The 16,166-nt window shown below is 63.0% G+C and carries 14 protein-coding genes and 2 other RNA genes; 10 read left to right on the top strand and 6 right to left on the bottom strand.

Annotated features, from left to right (window positions below):
- Positions 1-26 precede the first annotated feature (26 nt).
- Positions 27-1,937, bottom strand: a complete 1,911-nt coding sequence (locus ASF90_RS03175; RefSeq protein ID WP_236699185.1) for a DUF2075 domain-containing protein — start codon at positions 1,935-1,937, stop codon at positions 27-29.
- A 226-nt stretch (positions 1,938-2,163) separates the two neighbouring features.
- On the opposite strand from ASF90_RS03175, the gene ASF90_RS03170 reads away from it, so the two are divergent.
- Complete coding sequence (locus ASF90_RS03170; protein ID WP_055845728.1) at positions 2,164-2,430, top strand: hypothetical protein; 267 nt, start codon at positions 2,164-2,166, stop codon at positions 2,428-2,430.
- A 2-nt stretch (positions 2,431-2,432) separates the two neighbouring features.
- Here ASF90_RS03170 and ASF90_RS03165 read toward each other — a convergent pair whose 3' ends face one another.
- Entirely contained in the window at positions 2,433-3,062 is a 630-nt protein-coding gene (locus tag ASF90_RS03165) for a TetR/AcrR family transcriptional regulator (protein WP_055845724.1), read from the bottom strand.
- Positions 3,063-3,242: 180 nt separating this feature from the next.
- On the opposite strand from ASF90_RS03165, the gene ASF90_RS03160 reads away from it, so the two are divergent.
- The 4 genes from ASF90_RS03160 to ASF90_RS03145 all read left to right on the top strand — a co-directional run bounded on the left by ASF90_RS03160 (position 3,243) and on the right by ASF90_RS03145 (position 7,842).
- Positions 3,243-4,022 carry a histidine phosphatase family protein gene (locus ASF90_RS03160; RefSeq protein WP_055846294.1) on the top strand — a complete coding sequence of 260 codons (780 nt, stop codon included), beginning with the start codon at positions 3,243-3,245 and terminating at the stop codon, positions 4,020-4,022.
- Between the two features lies 1 nt (position 4,023).
- Positions 4,024-4,899 carry an NAD(P)H-hydrate dehydratase gene (locus ASF90_RS03155; protein ID WP_055845719.1) on the top strand — a complete coding sequence of 292 codons (876 nt, stop codon included), beginning with the start codon at positions 4,024-4,026 and terminating at the stop codon, positions 4,897-4,899.
- 674 nt (positions 4,900-5,573) lie between these two features.
- Entirely contained in the window at positions 5,574-6,893 is a 1,320-nt protein-coding gene (locus ASF90_RS03150; RefSeq protein WP_055845716.1) for a glycoside hydrolase family 30 protein, read from the top strand.
- A 247-nt stretch (positions 6,894-7,140) separates the two neighbouring features.
- Positions 7,141-7,842: a DUF429 domain-containing protein gene (locus ASF90_RS03145; protein WP_236699184.1), complete on the top strand. Its 702-nt coding sequence runs from the start codon at positions 7,141-7,143 to the stop codon at positions 7,840-7,842.
- Here the strand turns inward: ASF90_RS03145 and ASF90_RS03140 are convergent.
- Together ASF90_RS03140 and ASF90_RS23170 are read right to left on the bottom strand one after the other, a co-directional pair.
- Entirely contained in the window at positions 7,836-10,196 is a 2,361-nt protein-coding gene (locus tag ASF90_RS03140; RefSeq protein WP_055845713.1) for a GH92 family glycosyl hydrolase, read from the bottom strand. The two genes, ASF90_RS03145 and ASF90_RS03140, sit on opposite strands and share 7 nt — an antisense overlap.
- A gap of 254 nt (positions 10,197-10,450) precedes the next feature.
- Positions 10,451-10,774, bottom strand: coding sequence for a hypothetical protein (locus tag ASF90_RS23170; protein ID WP_153066540.1), 324 nt, complete (start codon positions 10,772-10,774; stop codon positions 10,451-10,453).
- A gap of 132 nt (positions 10,775-10,906) precedes the next feature.
- Between ASF90_RS23170 and ASF90_RS03135 the strand changes: the two genes are divergently transcribed.
- The 3 genes from ASF90_RS03135 (at position 10,907) to ASF90_RS03125 (ending at position 13,763) form a co-directional block, all read left to right on the top strand.
- A complete protein-coding gene (locus tag ASF90_RS03135; protein WP_055846291.1) occupies positions 10,907-11,536 on the top strand; it encodes an alpha-ketoglutarate-dependent dioxygenase AlkB in 630 nt (209 codons plus the stop codon).
- A gap of 215 nt (positions 11,537-11,751) precedes the next feature.
- Positions 11,752-13,461 carry an FAD-dependent oxidoreductase gene (locus ASF90_RS03130; protein ID WP_055845710.1) on the top strand — a complete coding sequence of 570 codons (1,710 nt, stop codon included), beginning with the start codon at positions 11,752-11,754 and terminating at the stop codon, positions 13,459-13,461.
- Positions 13,458-13,763, top strand: a complete 306-nt coding sequence (locus ASF90_RS03125; protein WP_055845708.1) for a UBP-type zinc finger domain-containing protein — start codon at positions 13,458-13,460, stop codon at positions 13,761-13,763. The genes ASF90_RS03130 and ASF90_RS03125 overlap by 4 nt, the downstream gene beginning before the upstream one ends.
- Before the next feature lie 198 nt (positions 13,764-13,961).
- Here ASF90_RS03125 and ASF90_RS03120 read toward each other — a convergent pair whose 3' ends face one another.
- Positions 13,962-14,708, bottom strand: coding sequence for an EAL domain-containing protein (locus tag ASF90_RS03120; RefSeq protein WP_055845705.1), 747 nt, complete (start codon positions 14,706-14,708; stop codon positions 13,962-13,964).
- 40 nt (positions 14,709-14,748) lie between these two features.
- Positions 14,749-14,824: non-coding RNA, sX9 sRNA (locus tag ASF90_RS21280), on the bottom strand.
- Between the two features lie 170 nt (positions 14,825-14,994).
- Between ASF90_RS21280 and ASF90_RS03115 the strand changes: the two genes are divergently transcribed.
- Together ASF90_RS03115 and ASF90_RS21270 are read left to right on the top strand one after the other, a co-directional pair.
- Positions 14,995-15,633 (top strand): HD domain-containing protein, encoded by a 639-nt coding sequence (locus ASF90_RS03115; protein ID WP_055845701.1) that lies wholly within the window; start codon positions 14,995-14,997, stop codon positions 15,631-15,633.
- A 373-nt stretch (positions 15,634-16,006) separates the two neighbouring features.
- Positions 16,007-16,082: non-coding RNA, sX9 sRNA (locus ASF90_RS21270), on the top strand.
- Positions 16,083-16,166 lie beyond the last annotated feature (84 nt).

Below are 16,166 nucleotides of genomic sequence, written 5' to 3'. Positions count from 1 at the left end.
CCAATCCTTCAGCGTCCGTGTCGTGTCTAGATCAGTCGTGCCAGCATTGCTTCCTTAAGTTCCGGGTCGCTGACATAGACATAGCACCCCTTCATCCCCCGACTCATCAAGGTCTTGTATGTGTTTCGGATGATGCGGTCCACGCGATCATGCAGATCGGGGTTACTCTTTGCCTGCGACTTGTAGCCGCGAATCGAGCGGTCCTGCCTTGAACGTTTGTTGGCATCGGTGACCACGCGGCCGTCTTGCCACCCCAGGTCTGGACCTATGATCACGCCAACGTAGTCCATTTCCAGGCCCTGACAGGTGTGGATGCAGCCGACCTGCTCAACGGAGTTCGCGGCTATGGCCCATAGGCTACCGTCGCTGCCGAGGTTCCATTGGGCACGATAGTTGTGGTCGGGAATTTCGATATCCCAAGCCTTCAGATCGTTTTTGCTCTTCCAGTCCCAGCAATAACCGGCAACCATTCGGGATCTGTTGGCGGTGTGGTTCTTGTCGCGGATCAACTCATGCAGCTCATGGGGCGAATCGAGCACACCGAATTCGTAAGTACCAAGGTCGAACTTGGTGTTGGCGGTCTCTCGAATACCAAGGACGTCATCCAGCCAAGCGATGTAGCCATCCGAGCCAGCGCATCGAAATTGTGATGTCAACTCGAGTTCGGTCACCTCTGCGTTGAAGTGCGCGGCCCATTGGCGCAATTCGCCACTATGGCCGATGTCGGACAGCGTGACGATCTGGTCGTCGTCGACGAAGAAGACGGCGCAGTGGGCGCTGCGGATCAGCTCCATCACCTGGTTCTGGCCAAGGTTGCCGTACAGGCCACTCTTCTCGTTTAGGCGGTGGGCCTCATCTACTACCAAGGTTCCAAATACGTCCCTTTCGGCCTGGTGAAAGTTGCCTGAGCCGGAGAACAGGTTGCCGATTTCAATCTTGCGTATATGTCCGGCTAGCTTTTCCGCATACACCGCGCGCGGAGCTGCGTTCTTGGACACGTACTTGGTGGTGATGCCACGCTTTGTCAGCTCAACCAGCAGATTCACTGCCACTACGGACTTTCCGGTGCCGGGGCCACCCTTGATTATCAGGACCTGTTTGCGTTCGGCGCTAGCCTGTGCTGCCCGTGCCAGGCAGGTTTCGTAGGCCAGCTTCTGTTCGTCGATCAGCACGAACTCCTGGTTTCCCTTGAGCATGCGGACCACACTGTCGGCAAGCATCTTGGATGGACGGATACGACCTTGCTCGATCTTGTACAGCAATTCTCCGCTATCGCCTTTTCGTACATGCTGACGAATGAACTCGCGTAGCTTGCGCTTCTCCTCAATGCCCCGTAGAAACAACGGCGCCTTGTCGGTGTAAGCGGCATAGCGCGGATCGTTGATGGTGCCATCGCGAAAATGGTTGTGCAGGTACGCGCATGGTTTTAGCTGCACTGCTCCTTCGTGCACCGCTTCGTTGAATCCTTGTAGCAGGGCGGCATAAGACCAGGCCTGGTAAGACGGATGGGGGCCTTCGCTCTCTTTTGGCCCGCCACGCTGAGCCTTGACGATGCCGTCTTTATCGGTAACGGATGAAGTAGACCATTGCTTGAGCTCTACGATGATCGCGTGCGGTTCATCCGCTTCGCCTAGCCCACTCAGAATGAAGTCGATGCGCTTGGCGGTTTGCGCGATGCCGAACTCGATTCCGACGCCCATTTCATCTGGGAGGGTGTCGTCACTGAGAACGTCAGCCATTTGCGTAAGAGAGTGCCTCCACGCTCTGAACTCGCTCTCGGGCGCATATCTCCCAGTCTTGACGGTGTAAGCGTTAGAAATCACCCGTTCGATAGGCTGTTGTTGCGAGAGCTGCAGGAACGCAGCTTTGGTCGACTGGTAAACAATCACGCTTGGATTTCCAACGGTTTGGCCTGGAAACAGGGAGATGTTGTGCACTTGCCGATATCTTATCTGGCAAAAGCCATAATGGCCGACTTCCGTGACTGGAGCGGCAGTCAGGCTCGGCCAGGAATGGCGCGAAGTCTAGTTTTTGCTATTGCACTTGACCTATTCCTTTGGCGATAGCAATCTTCGTCTCATGGAGCCTCGGAACTCCTCGTGCAGCGGGTTGCCACCTCCGAAAACGGTGGTTTCTCTTGATTTCGTGGATGCGAGAGATTCTATGACCGAGGCCTATCCTCCCTTCGACGCCGACCTTGGCTACTTTCTGCCAGAGGGCGCTCAGTACCGTTTGCAGCAATTGCGCGACCACATGCGCTTTCTGTCCCATCTTGCGCAACCGCGCACGCAGGCTGAACAGCAGTTGCGGCAGCCGTCCATCTGCATGGACGAGTTGGCGTTTTGTCTGGAGCTACTGAGCGACCAGCTCACGGCTGTGTTGGTGCAGGTGCAGTGGCCCGCTAGCTTGGAAGCACACGAACGTCGCTGACCCTATACCGGCGCAGACTTCAAAATCCCCGACAAACTCTCGCGCAAAATCAGCTGCAAATGCATGCGGTTGAGTTCCATGCCGCTGGTCATCACGCTGTGCAGGCCGCCGCACATGGCGGCGACGGCGAAGACGCGGGCCTGGAATTCCTGTTCGCTGCTGGCGGGGTCGGCGTGGCCGCGCAGTAGCCGCTTGAGCAGGGCGCTGAGGTGCTCGATCAGCGATGCGCTCTGGCGGCGCATGAAGGCGGCAAGCACCGGGTCGCGCAGGGTGGCCAGGTGCAGCTCCAGGTCGATGCGGGTGCGTTTGATGTTGATTTCCTGCAACAGCCATTCTTCGAGCAGGCCTGCAATGAAATCCACCACGTGCACGTTGGCCGGGCGGTCCACCAGCCACATCTGACGGATGGCGCGCATGTAGTTGCGCTCCAGCAGTGCGCGCACCAATGCGTCTTTGTCTTCGAAGCGTTGCAGCAGGCTGCCGCAGGAGACCTTGGCGCGTTCGGCAATCAGTTCGAAGCTGGTGGCGTTGAGGCCGATCTCGTCGATGCACTGTTCGGTGGCGTCGAGCACCTCTTCCAGCAGCAGTTCTTCGCGCTCTTTCGCCGTGCGTAGCAGCAGAACGTTGGACATGGGGAGCAGGCAGGCGGGGGGGCTGCAGTATAGCGGCGTTGCGTTAGCCATCCGTTGCGTTCGCTGGGCTGTAGGCCATTGGTCATAGGTGCTGCGTGCGCTGCGTTGCAGTTCGTGCAGATGCGCTGGTCGACCGTTTTTTCACGGCCGCTGTGCGACATGTGGGGCTTGTTGCAGGAGATGCATGTGAGTGAGAACAGTGCGGTTGCAGGGGTGTCGGCGCAGTGGCCGGCGCGGTTGTGGGTGGTGCGGCATGGGCAGAGCGCAGGCAATGTGGCGCGCGATGTGGCCGAGGCCAAGGGAGCGGCGCTGATCGAGCTGGAGCATCGCGATGCGGATATTCCGCTTTCGCCGCTGGGTGAGCGCCAGGCGGAGGCCCTGGGTGCGTGGATGGCGGGACTACCCGAGCACGAGCGGCCGACCTTGATCCTGAGTTCCACCTATGTGCGTGCGAGGCAGACCGCCGCAGCGGTGGCGCGGGCGTTGGGCCAACCCGCCGGTGCAGTGAGCTTGGACGAGCGGCTGCGCGAAAAGGAATTCGGTGTGCTCGACCGTTACACCACCTCCGGTATTCGAGATGCGTTTCCCGCGTTGTTTGAGCAACGTAACTTGGTGGGCAAGTTCTACTTCCGCCCGCCCGGTGGCGAAAGCTGGTGCGATGTGATCTTTCGCCTGCGCAGCATCGTGGGCGATTTGCAGCGTAATCATGTGGGTGCGCGCGTGTTGATCGTGGGGCATCAGGTGATCGTCAATTGCTTCCGCTATCTGATCGAGCGGATGGACGAGGCCACCATTCTGGGCATCGACCGCGAGGGCGATGTGCCCAATTGCGGGGTGACCGAGTACGTGGCCGCAGCCGATGGGCAGTCGCTGGAGCTGGTACGCACCAAGTTCGTGTCGCCGGAGCTGGCGCAGGAGCCGGTGACCACCGAGTCCGATCGGCCGGCAGGAGCGCGCTGACATGGCTGCGGCACGCGTGCGGATGCTCACCGCAGCGGCATTGCGGGCGATGCCGCTGCCATCGCCCGGTGGCGATAAGGAGCAGCGTGGGCGCGTGCTGATTGTGGGTGGATCGATGCGTGTGCCGGGCGCCGCGTTGTTGGCCGGCGAGGCGGCATTGCGTGCGGGCGCGGGCAAGCTGCAGATCGCCACCGCGGCGAGCGTTGCACCAGGGATGGCGTTGGCGGTTCCGGAAGCCTTGGTGCTCGGGTTGGGGCAGAACGCGCAAGGAGAAATTGTGCGCGGGCACCGCGCGCTCGATGCGGCCATGGCGTCCTGCGATGCGGCGGTCATCGGGCCGGGGATGGCGTCGACCAACACCACTGCGGCGTTGGTCAAACGTGCGATTGCGCAGGCGGTGTGCACATTGGTGCTGGATGCGGGCGCGTTGTCGCCACGTTTGCGTGCGCCGGTGGGCCGCCCGTTCGTGCTGACGCCGCATGCCGGCGAGATGGCCACGCTGGCCGGCGACGACAAGGCGGCGGTGGAAGCGGCGCCTGGCGACTACGCGTTGGCGTTTGCGAAGACGATGCGCAGCGTGGTGATCGTCAAGGGCGCGGACAGTGTTATTGCCGGGCCGGATGGCGCGCTGTGGGTGCATCGCGGCGGTGCGTCCGGGTTGGGCACCTCCGGCTCTGGCGATGTCCTGGCGGGATTGATTGCCGGTTTTGCCGCGCGCGGCTGCGACGCGTTGACCGCTGCGTTATGGGGCGTGTTGGTGCATGCGGCCGCAGGCAGGCAGTTGGCCAAGAGAATCGGGCCGGTGGGGTTTCTGGCGCGGGAGCTTGGGGTGGAAGTGCCTGGGATTCTGGATCGGTTGGCACGGTCTGCGCTGTAGTGGACTTGCAGATGACTTGCGTCCTTCATCGCTCCGGGCGAAAGACAGCTTGTACACGACTGGCGTACGTGTTTTGGAGCGCTCGCGCCGCAGGATGGGGCCGGGGCATGAGTAAGGGTGCTGGGAATAATGGACGTGCTGTCCTGGTTGGCATCTGTGTTGTTGCGTTGATTGATGGACTGGACACCAATCCATGCAGACGTACCCTCATCCGGCCCTTCGGGCCACCTGCTCCCGACGGGAGAAGGGTGAGACTGCGGCGTTGATTGACTGGCTTGGCTTTAAGCTCAGCAGACATGCCGTCATGCGCTCGCCGAGCACTTGTTCAACGGGGAGAAGCAATTCGCGCTTGTGCTCGTTTGTGGGGGCATTTGCGGCGCGTCGGTCGGTTAGGCTGTGCGACCAACCTGGGAGGGTGCACGGTGAAGCGAGCGATTGCGTGGTCGGTGATGGGCGTGCTTGGCGTTTGGAGCGCTGCGACTGAAACAGTATTGGCATCTGCAGCGTCCGCAGCGGCAACAACGCCGATTCCGATGCCGGCATCAACGGCATCATCTGCCTCTACTCCTGCGGCGAATACGGTAGAAGCTGCCGTTGTAGATGCTGCTACTCCTCCAGCAGCACCCGCCGGCGCGTTACGCGTCTACACGTCCGCCCAAGGCGCATCGCAGCAGATGCGTGTCAGCACCGCTGATGCGCCCAGGGCAGGGCATGCGCTGACAGAAAAAGAGAACTCCATCTTCGTCAATCCGCAGCGCCAGTTTCAGGAGCTGCTGGGCATCGGCGGTGCGATTACCGATTCCAGTGCGGAGACCTTTGCCAAACTGCCCAAGCCTGCGCAACGTGCGCTGCTCACCGCCTACTACGACCCACAAAAGGGCATCGGCTATACGTTGGCGCGCACCACCATCCACAGCTCGGATTTTAGTAGCGGCAGCTACACCTACATCAAGGAAGGCGATGCGGCGCTGAAGAGTTTTTCGGTCAAGCACGATGCGAAATACCGCATTCCGATGCTGCGCCAGGCCATCGCTGCGGCCGGCGGCACGCTCACCACGTTTGCGAGCCCATGGAGCGCGCCGGCCTTCATGAAAGACAGCAACAACATGCTCAAGGGCGGCAAGCTGTTACCGGAGTATGCGCAGGCCTGGGCGAGCTACTACACGCGTTTTATTGCGGCATACGAAAAGGCCGGCATCCCGATCTGGGGCATCAGCCTGCAGAACGAGCCGATGGCGGTGCAGACCTGGGAGTCGATGCTGTTTTCGGCCGAAGAAGAGCGTGACTTCCTGAAGAACCATCTCGGCCCGACCATGGCGAGCGCCGGCTATGGCGACCGCAAGATCATCGTGTGGGACCACAACCGCGACATGATGGTGCACCGTGCGCACGTGATCTTCGACGACCCGGAAGCGGCCAAATACGCGTGGGGCATGGGGTTTCATTGGTACGAAACCTGGGCCGGATTCGAGCCGATGGTGGAAAACGTTGCAGCGGTCGCGCAGGCGTACTCGGACAAGCATCTGCTGCTCACCGAAGCGGCGGTGGAAAAGTTCGACCCAGCCAAGTTGCAGTACTGGCCCAATGGCGAGCGCTATGGCACCGCCATCATCAACGACCTCAATCATGGTGCGGTGGGTTGGACCGACTGGAACATCCTGCTCGACCAGAACGGTGGGCCCAATCATGTGGGCAATTACTGCTTTGCACCGGTGCACGCCGACACGCGCACGGGTGAGGTGACTTATACGCCGAGCTATTGGTATATCGGCCACTTTTCCAAGTTCATCCGGCCGGGTGCGCGGCGGGTGAGTGCGGCCAGTAGCCGCAGCAATCTGATGACGACTGCATTTGCCAACCGCGATGGGTCACTGGCGACGGTGGTGATGAATGCCAGCGACGTGGCGATCCGCTACAACCTGTATGTGGGTGAGGCGTCGAGTGAATTGGAGATTCCGGCGCATGCGATCCAGACGGTGGTGATGACGCGGTAAGTGTGGATGGTGCTCGGAGTGTTGGTGGAGCTTGCGTACCCTCATCCGCCCTTCGGGCATCGTCTCCCGGCGGGAGAAGGGGAGGCTTTGGTGTGATCGAAGCCGGCAGTGAGTCACCACGGGTGGATCGACGCTGCTCAAATGTTGTGCGCCATGTGAACGTGTAACGCAGGACAGGCGCTGTTGCATCACATGGCAGTCAACCGATGCATTTCTTTAGCGAGAACCGGTACGTGAAACGACACCATTGTGTAGGCGTGGACGGTGCACGCAGCGGCTGGGTTGCGGTTGGGAGGCTGGCGAAGCGCTGGCATTTGCGTATTACGCAACGGTGGCCGAGCTGACGGTGGCGTTGCACGGGGTGGACGTGCTGGGTGTCGATATTCCGCTGGGATTGAGTGATCACGCCTCACGAGCGGCAGAGGTGCAAGCGCGCCGCTTTGTGGGTGGGCGCCGTGCGTGCAGCATCTTTGCGGCGCCGTTGCGCGGCATCTTGCAGGCTGAAACACAAGCAGAAGCATCGGCGTTGCACCGCGTGCTGGATCATGAAAAGCAACGCGGCTTTGGTGCGCAGTCGTTTGCGTTGCTGCCCAAGATTCGCGATTGGGATAGCGCGTTGCGTGCAGACCCCGCATGGGCGGAGCACGTATTCGAGGTGCATCCGGAAGTGTCGTTCGCAGCGCTTGCCGGCGGGCAAGGCCTGGCGGCACCCAAGAAAAGCAGCGAAGGGCACCGACAACGGCGCAGCTTGTTAGGCGATCACTACGGCGCGGAGCGCGTTGCGTCGCTGCTGGAGCGCGTGCCGCGCGCATGCGCCCAGCCAGACGATGTCCTCGATGCCCTGGTGGCCCATTGGAGCGCGCAGCGCATTGCCGCAGGAACCGCTGGCAGTCTGCCAGCGGTGGTGGAGCGCGATACCTGCGGGTTGCGAATGGGCATCTATTACTGAGCCGACGCAGGTGCCGACATCGAATACGGCCGCTGCGCCGGGTCGGTGGCCCATTGTGTGTTCGGTGTTGCCTGCATGCGCACGCGCAGTTCGCCGCCGGCCTGAATCTCCTGATGGGTCAGGTAGGCGCGAGTCAAAGGCGTGCCGTTGAGCGAGACGCTGCCGATATACGGGCGCGCTTTGCTCACGCCGTCGGCGATGATGCTGAAATGCTTGCCGTTGGGTAGGTTGAGCGTGGCGCGCGGCAGGAACGGGCGGCCGATGATGTATTGGTTGCTGCCCGGCGCGACCGGATAGAACCCCAGGGTGGTGAACACGTACCAGGCCGACATCTGGCCGAGGTCGTCGTTGCCGGCCAGGCCTTCGGGGCCGGCGTGGTATTGGCTGTCCATGATTTGGGTGAGGCGCGCCTGCGTGCGCCACGGCTGGCCCGCGTAGGCGTACAGATAGGCGACGTGGTGGCTGGGTTCGTTGCCGTGTGCGTACCAGCCGATCAGGCCGGTGATGTCTTCCATGTGCTCAAACACCTTGGGGTCGACCTTGGCGTCGAACACCGCGTCCAGCCGCGCAAGTAGCTTGTTTTCGCCGCCATGCGCGGCGGCGAGCCCGGCGACATCCTGCGGCACGTACCACGAGTATTGCCACGCATTGCCTTCGGTGTAGTCGCTGCCGTAACCGCTGGCCGAGGGATCGAACGGTTCGCGGAAATTACCAGCGCGGGTGCGGGCCCGCAGGTAGCCGGTGGCCGGGTCGAAGGCATGCTTCCAGTTGCCGGCGCGTTTGGTGAATTCGGCGGCAATCTCCCGCTTGCCGAGCGCACCGGCCATGCGCGCGATAGTCCAGTCGTCGAAGGCGTATTCCAGTGTCTTGGATGCGGCTTCGCCTTCTTCGTCGATGGGTACGTAACCCAGCTCGCGGTATTGCGCGATGCCGTCGTAGGGGCCGTAGTTGGCGCTGGCAACCATAGCATCGAGCGCTTCGTTGGCATCGAAGCCGCCGATGCCTTTCATGTAGGCATCGGCAATCACCGGCACCGCGTGGTAGCCGATCATGCACCAGGTTTCCAGGCCGTGGAATGCCCAAACGGGAAGGATGCCGTAGGCACTTTCGCGGCGCGACGCGAGCAGGGAATTGACCACGTCGCTGCTGCGTTGCGCCGGCTGCACCAGGGTGAGCAGCGGGTGCAGTGCGCGATAGGTGTCCCACAGCGAGAAGGTGGAATAGTTGGTCCAGCCGTTGGCTTGATGCACGGCGTTGTCCGGCCCGCGATAGCGGCCATCGCTGTCCATGAACAGCGTGGGCCCGAGCAGGGTGTGATACAGCGCGGTGTAGAGCTGGGTGCGCTGTTGCGGCGTGCCTTGCGCATCGATCGCCGACAGCGCCTGGGTCCATTGCGCGCGGGCATCTGCGCGGACGCGGTTGAAATCGAAGTCCGGCACTTCGGCCTGCAGATTGGCGATGGCGCCGTCTTCGCTGACCGGCGACAGCGCCACGGTGACCACCAGCGGTGTGCCGTCGTTGGCCACATCGAATACGCCGACCAGTTGCCGGCCTTCGATCTGCGCACGTTGCGCGGGGTGCTTGTCGCCCGGCGGCGGGAAGCCCTTGTACGGGATGTCCTGCTCGGTGTCGTGCAGCTGCGTGGCGGTGAGTGGGCGGGAAAAACGCATGGCGAAATACAACTGCCGCCCCGGTGCCCAGCCGCGTGTTTCGCGAAAGCCGGTGACGGTGCCATCGCTGCGCACGCGCAACCGCGACCACTGCACCTTGCCGGGGTAGTCGTACAGGCTGGTGCGCAGATCCACCAGTACATGCGCCGGCTTGCCCTTGGGGAAGGTATAGCGATGCATGCCCACGCGTGCGCTGGCGGTGAGTTCGGCACGGATAGCACGGTCTTTCAGCGTCACTGCGTAATAGCCGGGCTGCGCCTGCTCGCTGGCGTGATCGAACTGCGCGGTATAGCCGCTGCCGGGTTTGCTGGCATCGCCGCGCTCCAGCTTGACCTCGCCAACTTGCGGCATCAGCAGGATGTCGCCCAGATCCGAATGCCCGGAGCCGGAAAAATGCGTGTGCGAGAACCCGACGATGGTGCTGTCGCTATGCCGATACCCCGCAGCCCAGCCGTAGGCCTCCTTGCGCGGTTTGATCTGCGTATCCGGGCTCAACTGCACCATGCCGAACGGCACCGTGGCACCGGGATAGGTGTGGCCTTCGCCGCCGGTGCCGATGAACGGGTCCACCGCGTTGAAGGCAGACTCGGCCGCGCGTGGCGCTGCGCTGCCGGCAGTGACAGCAAGGCTGGCAAACAGCACCAGCCAACGCAGAGGCGAGGATGCGATCGATCGGTGCGGCATGCGAAACGTCTCCGGCGGATGCAGCGCCGGACCGTAGCACAGCGACGTTGCCTGCCACAGGCGTCACGCCGCGCACGATGGGATGATTGTTGTTGGGGTCGCTAGGTGGATATAGGGTGGCGATGCGCCGTTAAGCGAGCACGCAAGCAGCGGTGCAGCAGCCATACCTACAGTGAAGCGCGGCATGCAGCTGCATCGTTGACGGCTAAGCGTCGCAATGGTTCAACGCCTTGTCTTTGTCGCATCACTCCCTGTCAATCAACAAGATTGCAACGCCGCCATCGTCGATCGATGTGCGCGATGCGCGTCTTTGCCTTGACCTGCTCGGCATGCTCGCCACTGATATGTACGAGAAGAACTTTTAAGATAAGTACGCCAGCTGCGTCGCTGCACGCGGTAGTTGCATGCAACACCGCCTCGCTGCGTGCGGCCAGCACGATGTGCACCACTTGCTCGGCAACGGCAACGGCAACGGGTTTGTCAGCAGCTTGGTCAACGCAGCTGGACGCGCCGCAAACCACGGCCTCGGAAGGAGAGCTGCAATGCACAGAACGATGCTGCAACTTCCAGACACCCACGGGTAGCCCATGGCGTGAACGACACGCAGGGTATTTGCGTCCCGCAGCATGAAACTGAACTAGTCGGGTGGGCGCACTGCGTAACGACAGCGCGCAGCTGAAATCCTGGGCATTCGCCCGCATATGACGCAGATGGATTTGTTCGACACCCCCGTCGCGCCCTTGCAGGTGCTGGACGATGCCGAAGGCGGCGTGCGCTATTGGCCGCAGCTGCTGACGCCCGCACTGGCGCTGGAGTGCTTCGCGGCACTGCGCGAGCGCGCCGACTGGCACAGCCAGCGGCGTGAGATGTACGACCGCGTGGTGGTGGTGCCGCGCTTGCTGGCCTCTTACCGGTTGGACGCCGCGTTGCCGCCCGGCCTGCCGTTGCAGCGCTTGCTTGATACAGTGCAGGCGGTGTTGCCCGCCCCGTACAACGCAGTGGGGTTGAATCTGTACCGCGATGGGCGCGACAGCGTGGCGATGCATCACGACGCGCTACACACGCTGCTTGCGCCGCATCCCATCGCGCTGCTGTCGCTGGGGGCTGCAAGGCGCATGCATCTGCGCGCAAACGATGGCCGCAGCCGCGCCATCAGCATGGAATTGGCGTCGGGCAGCCTGTTGGCGATGAGTCATGCATCGCAGCTCACGCACACGCATGGCATTCCCAAGACCGGCCGGGCGGTGGGCGAGCGCGTGAGCGTTGTGTTTCGTGTGCGTCCGGCCGAGCGCATGTCGGCAGGGCAGCACGGCCCGCATTGGCAGCCGGCGCAGCGCTGATGCACATGCGGGCAGTCGATTGGCCGGTGGTGCTTGGCTGAGCGCGGGTGGTTTTACAGCGACCTGCACGCGCGTCTCTGGCAGCTGCCTGCGCTCGCGTGCGCTTGCCACTGCGTGTCGTCTGGTATGCCTGACCTTGCCTATTTCGGGTGATTGCCATTGCCGTCACCACTGGCCATGCTTGCATGCAATCCCCCCTCAAATGCTGCCGATCCATGCCTCTGGACGATACCCGTCACCATCAGATGTTTCCCGAGCTGGACGCGGGCCAGTTGGCGATCACGCGGCGCTTTGCCAGCGGGCCGGCGCAGCGGTTCGACGCCGGCGAGATCGTGTTCGAGGTCGGCGACGCGCACGCACCGGTGTGGGTGGTGCTGGAAGGCGCCATCGAGGTGGTGCGCCGTGACGGGCTCGGCAACGAAAAGCCGATCACCCGGCACACGCCCGGCCAGTTCACAGGTGAGGTGAGTCAGCTGGCCGGTCGCGCATCGCTGGCGGCCGGACGTGCCGGGACCGACGGCTGCCTGGCGCTGCCCTTCGACACCGCGCATCTGCGCGCGCTGATGATCAGTTCGGCCGAAGTGGGCGAGGTGGTGATGCGTGCGTTGATCCTGCGCCGCGTGGGCCTGATCGAAGGCGATGCGTCGGGGTCGGTCTTGATCGGCGCGCCGGACGATCCGCACCTGACCCGGTTACAGGGGTTCTTGACCCGTAACGGCTATCCCAACACGGTGATGGATGTGTCCGATGCCGAGGGCCGCGCCCTGGTCGAACGGCTGGGCATCCAGAAGCACGATCTGCCGGTGATGGTTTGCCCCAGCGGCCGCGTGCTGCGCCAGCCCAGCGATGCCGAAGCCGCGCATTGCCTGGGCATGACGCCGGATATCGACCCGGACAAGCGCTACGACGTGGCGATTGTGGGCGCCGGCCCTGCGGGTCTGGCGACGGCGGTCTACGCCGCGTCCGAAGGCTTGTCGGTGCTGGTAATGGACCAGCGCGCCATCGGCGGGCAGGCCGGGGCATCGGCACGCATCGAAAATTATCTGGGCTTTCCGACCGGGATTTCGGGGCAGGCGCTGGCCGGCCGCGCTTATAACCAGGCACTGAAATTCGGTGCAGAGCTGGCCATCCCGATTGAAGCGGCAACGCTGGAGTGCAGTCGCGACGATGGCGCGCTGCGTCTGGATCTGGCCGACGGCAAGCAGCTGCTGGCCAGCACCGTGGTGATTGCCTCGGGCGCGCGCTATCGACGCCCGCAGATCGAAGGGCTGGACCGCTTCGAAGGCCACGGCGTGTCGTACTGGGCCTCGCCGGTGGAAGCGCGCCTGTGCGAGGGCGGCGTGGTGGCGCTGGTGGGCGGGGGCAATTCTGCAGGGCAGGCGGTGGCGTTTTTGGCGCCGCGCGTCAAGGAACTGCACCTGATCATCCGCGGTACCGGGCTGGAAGCCTCGATGTCGCAATACCTGATCGAGCGCATTGCCGCGTTGCCCAACGTGCACCTGCATACCGGCACCGACGTGACCGCGCTGGAAGGCGACCACGATCGCGGCCTGCAGGCTGCTGTGCTGCGGACGCGCGGCGACGGTGCAACCACGCGCGTGGAGTTGCGGCATTTGTTTCTGTTTGTCGGCGCCGATCCCAATACCGCGTGGGTGCAGCAATGCGTGGACACCGACGCGCGTGGCTTCGTCATTACCGGCACTGCGCGTGGCGACGGCGTGCCGGCGTGTTTGCCGCTAGAAACCAATCGCCCTGGCGTGTTCGCCATCGGCGATGTGCGTGCCGGCTCGGTCAAGCGCGTGGCGGCTGCGGTGGGCGAGGGTGCCGCTGTGGTCGCACAGATCCATCAATATCTCGCCCATCAGGCCAACCCGGTGCCGGCCTCCGAACTTGCCAGCGCCAATCAGGAGTCGACCACCGCATGAGCCACCAGTGCACCCACACCGCGCAGATCGAAGAGGTCACGCCCAGTGCGCGTGGCTGCGAAGAGTGTCTTGCCATCGACAGCCCCTGGGTGCATCTGCGCCTGTGCCGTATCTGCGGCCACGTGGGCTGCTGCGACGACTCCCCGCATCGCCATGCCACCGCGCACTATCACGCCACCGGCCATCCCATCATCGAAGGCTACGACCCGCCCGAAGGCTGGGGCTGGTGCTATGTGGACGAAGTGGAAGTGGAACTGCCGGATCAGACGCCGCAGCTGGGGCCGATTCCGCGGTATGTGTGAGCGGCGCGGAATGTTTGGCGGGGCTGGGATGGGGGGCTGGGGCGCCGCTGGGATTCGGGATTCGGAATTGGGGATTCGTTGGAGCGGTTTGTGTGCGCTTTGATGCTTCCCGGGGTCGGGTGGTGTGTGGCTGATCGTTGATGAGGCGGGATGATGAGCGTTCTGTTTCGTTTCACTCATGCGCACGCCTGCACGCGCTCACTCCGGCCACTGCACCTGCGGTAGCAGGCCGATCTGCGGTCTGGCGAACAGGTAGCCTTGCTGCAGGTGGATGCCCATGTCGCGCAGGGTGCGGTATTCGTCGGGTTCTTCAATGCCTTCGGCGATCACGGCGATGCCGAGTTCTTCGCACATGCGGGTGACGTGGCGCACGATGGCCTGGCGGCTGCGGTCGGTGTCGATGCCGCGGATCAGGGCGATGTCCAGCTTGAGCAGGTCCGGCTGGAAGTCGGCCAGCAGGCCGAGCCCGGCATAGCCGGCGCCGAAGTCGTCGATGGCGGTCTTCATGCCGCGCGCTTGATAGGTGCGCAGGATATCCAGCAGATGCGCGGGGTCGGTGAGATGTTCCTGCTCGCTGACCTCGAAGATGATCGCGTCCAGCGGCCAGCCGTGTTGCTCGGTGGCCGAGAGTGTGGCGCGCAGGCAGTGCTCGGGGTTGTAGACCGCATTGGGCATGAAGTTGATCGACAGCAGCGCCGGTAGCGCGATCTGCGCGGCGCATTCGATCGCCTTGATACGGCAGGCCTGGTCGAAGGCATAGCGGTTGCGCTCATCCACAGCGGCCAGGATGCTGCCGGCCGACTCGCCGTTGACGCCGCGCACCAGTGCCTCGCCGGCATAGATGCTGCGCGTGGAGACGTCCACGATCGGCTGGAAGGCCATGGTGATGGCGGTGGGAAAGTCGCGGCCGTCGCGGCAGGCGTTGCAAACAGGAAGTTGGGTCATGGCGTAGAGAAAATCGTACGGCGTGGATCGAGCTTAGAGTGGCTAACACAACATAGCGAGCAGTCGTCAGGTGGATGTGGACCGCGCGCCCAGAACCGGAGTGTACGAGTGGTACTCCGAGCACCGGCCGCGCCCGCCTGGCGGTTGCACAATCCTTTTGCTTGTTGCTCTTGATCCTATCGGCCGCAATGGCGCGTCATTGAGCCTAAATTGCGCATCGCAGCATCCTCACCCTGCGCGTGGTCGGGCTCGGCGATAATATGCCATCGCTCGCATCGGACGCCCAATGACCGCTCTCACCGAACGTTACGCCCAGGCCGTGGATTACGCGCGTATCGCCCATGCTGGACAGGTGCGCAAGGGCACGCAGATTCCATATCTGAGCCATTTACTCGGCGTGTCTACGCTGGTGCTGGAATGCGGTGGCGATGAAGAGCAGGCCATTGCCGGTTTGCTGCACGATGTGGTGGAAGATTGCGGCGGCGGGCACGAGGCCTCGATCCGCGCGCAGTTCGGCGATACGGTGGCCGACATCGTGATGGCGTGTACCGATGCCACTGCCGAAGACAAGGCGGAGGTGGACAACACCGAGCGTGCGCGCAAACGCGATTGGCGCGAGCGCAAGCAGGCCTACCTGGAGCACCTGCGCAAGACACCCGAGCGTGCGCTTCTGGTGTCCGGCTGCGACAAGCTCTATAACGCGCGCACCATTGTGCAGGACCTGGAAAACCCCGCCGTGGGTCAGGACATCTTCAACGTGTTCACTGCCGGGCGCGAAGGCACGTTGTGGTACTACGGTGAACTGGAAGCCATCTTTCGCACCCGCAATGCCGCCACCGCACGGCTGTTTAGTGGCGTTGTCATGCGCATGCAGGCACTTGCGGCTACCGGCGAGCAGCCGGTGCCGGCGCATGCGTTGGGATGAGCGCGTTGTAGAGCAGCAGGCAACACGACTGCGCTCACCGCGAGGTGCGCGCGGCCGGGGTGCGGTTCCCATCGATACACGGCCAGGTTGCTAGGTGCGATTTACGGTGTGGATGCGTCGATTGCAGAGCGGCTGAGTTGCGGCCTGGCTGCAGGGCCCTTGCCCGCCCACCATCGCGGGACACGCTGCAAGTACGTCCTTGTAAGCTCTTACGCGGCATCCATGCCGCGTAAGGTCCCGCGACGGTAGGCGGGCAAGGACCACCGGAGATGGTCGGTGTGCAGAGTCGCAAGATGCATGGTGTGCTTTTAGAGCAGCTACCAAAACGACTGTGCTCACCGCCAGGCGGGCGCGGCCGGTGCTCGGAATCCTCATGTACCACTCGTACACTCCGGTTTCTCCGCGCCGTCCGCACCCACCTGACGACTGCTCGCTACGTTTTGTTAGCCGCTCTTAACTCGCTGGCTCAAATGCAGCTGTGCGACTCGTACCAGCAAGCCAACGCAGGTAGCGAAATGGCCCGCTTTTCATCT

It is taken from the genome of Xanthomonas sp. Leaf148 (assembly GCF_001423585.1).
Lineage (GTDB): Bacteria > Pseudomonadota > Gammaproteobacteria > Xanthomonadales > Xanthomonadaceae > Xanthomonas.
This window is presented reverse-complemented; position numbering and strand designations above follow the sequence as displayed.

Bases quoted from the DNA above. Each gene is read 5' to 3' on its own strand.
- ASF90_RS03135 (WP_055846291.1), top strand. From the start codon at position 10,907: ATGGATTTGTTCGACACCCCCGTCGCGCCCTTGCAGGTGCTGGACGAT.
- ASF90_RS03160 (WP_055846294.1), top strand. From the start codon at position 3,243: ATGCATGTGAGTGAGAACAGTGCGGTTGCAGGGGTGTCGGCGCAGTGG.
- ASF90_RS03120 (WP_055845705.1), bottom strand. From the start codon at position 14,708: ATGACCCAACTTCCTGTTTGCAACGCCTGCCGCGACGGCCGCGACTTT.
- ASF90_RS03165 (WP_055845724.1), bottom strand. From the start codon at position 3,062: ATGTCCAACGTTCTGCTGCTACGCACGGCGAAAGAGCGCGAAGAACTG.
- ASF90_RS03130 (WP_055845710.1), top strand. From the start codon at position 11,752: ATGCCTCTGGACGATACCCGTCACCATCAGATGTTTCCCGAGCTGGAC.
- ASF90_RS03155 (WP_055845719.1), top strand. From the start codon at position 4,024: ATGGCTGCGGCACGCGTGCGGATGCTCACCGCAGCGGCATTGCGGGCG.
- ASF90_RS03125 (WP_055845708.1), top strand. From the start codon at position 13,458: ATGAGCCACCAGTGCACCCACACCGCGCAGATCGAAGAGGTCACGCCC.
- ASF90_RS03150 (WP_055845716.1), top strand. From the start codon at position 5,574: ATGCGTGTCAGCACCGCTGATGCGCCCAGGGCAGGGCATGCGCTGACA.
- ASF90_RS03140 (WP_055845713.1), bottom strand. From the start codon at position 10,196: ATGCCGCACCGATCGATCGCATCCTCGCCTCTGCGTTGGCTGGTGCTG.
- ASF90_RS03170 (WP_055845728.1), top strand. From the start codon at position 2,164: ATGACCGAGGCCTATCCTCCCTTCGACGCCGACCTTGGCTACTTTCTG.
- ASF90_RS03115 (WP_055845701.1), top strand. From the start codon at position 14,995: ATGACCGCTCTCACCGAACGTTACGCCCAGGCCGTGGATTACGCGCGT.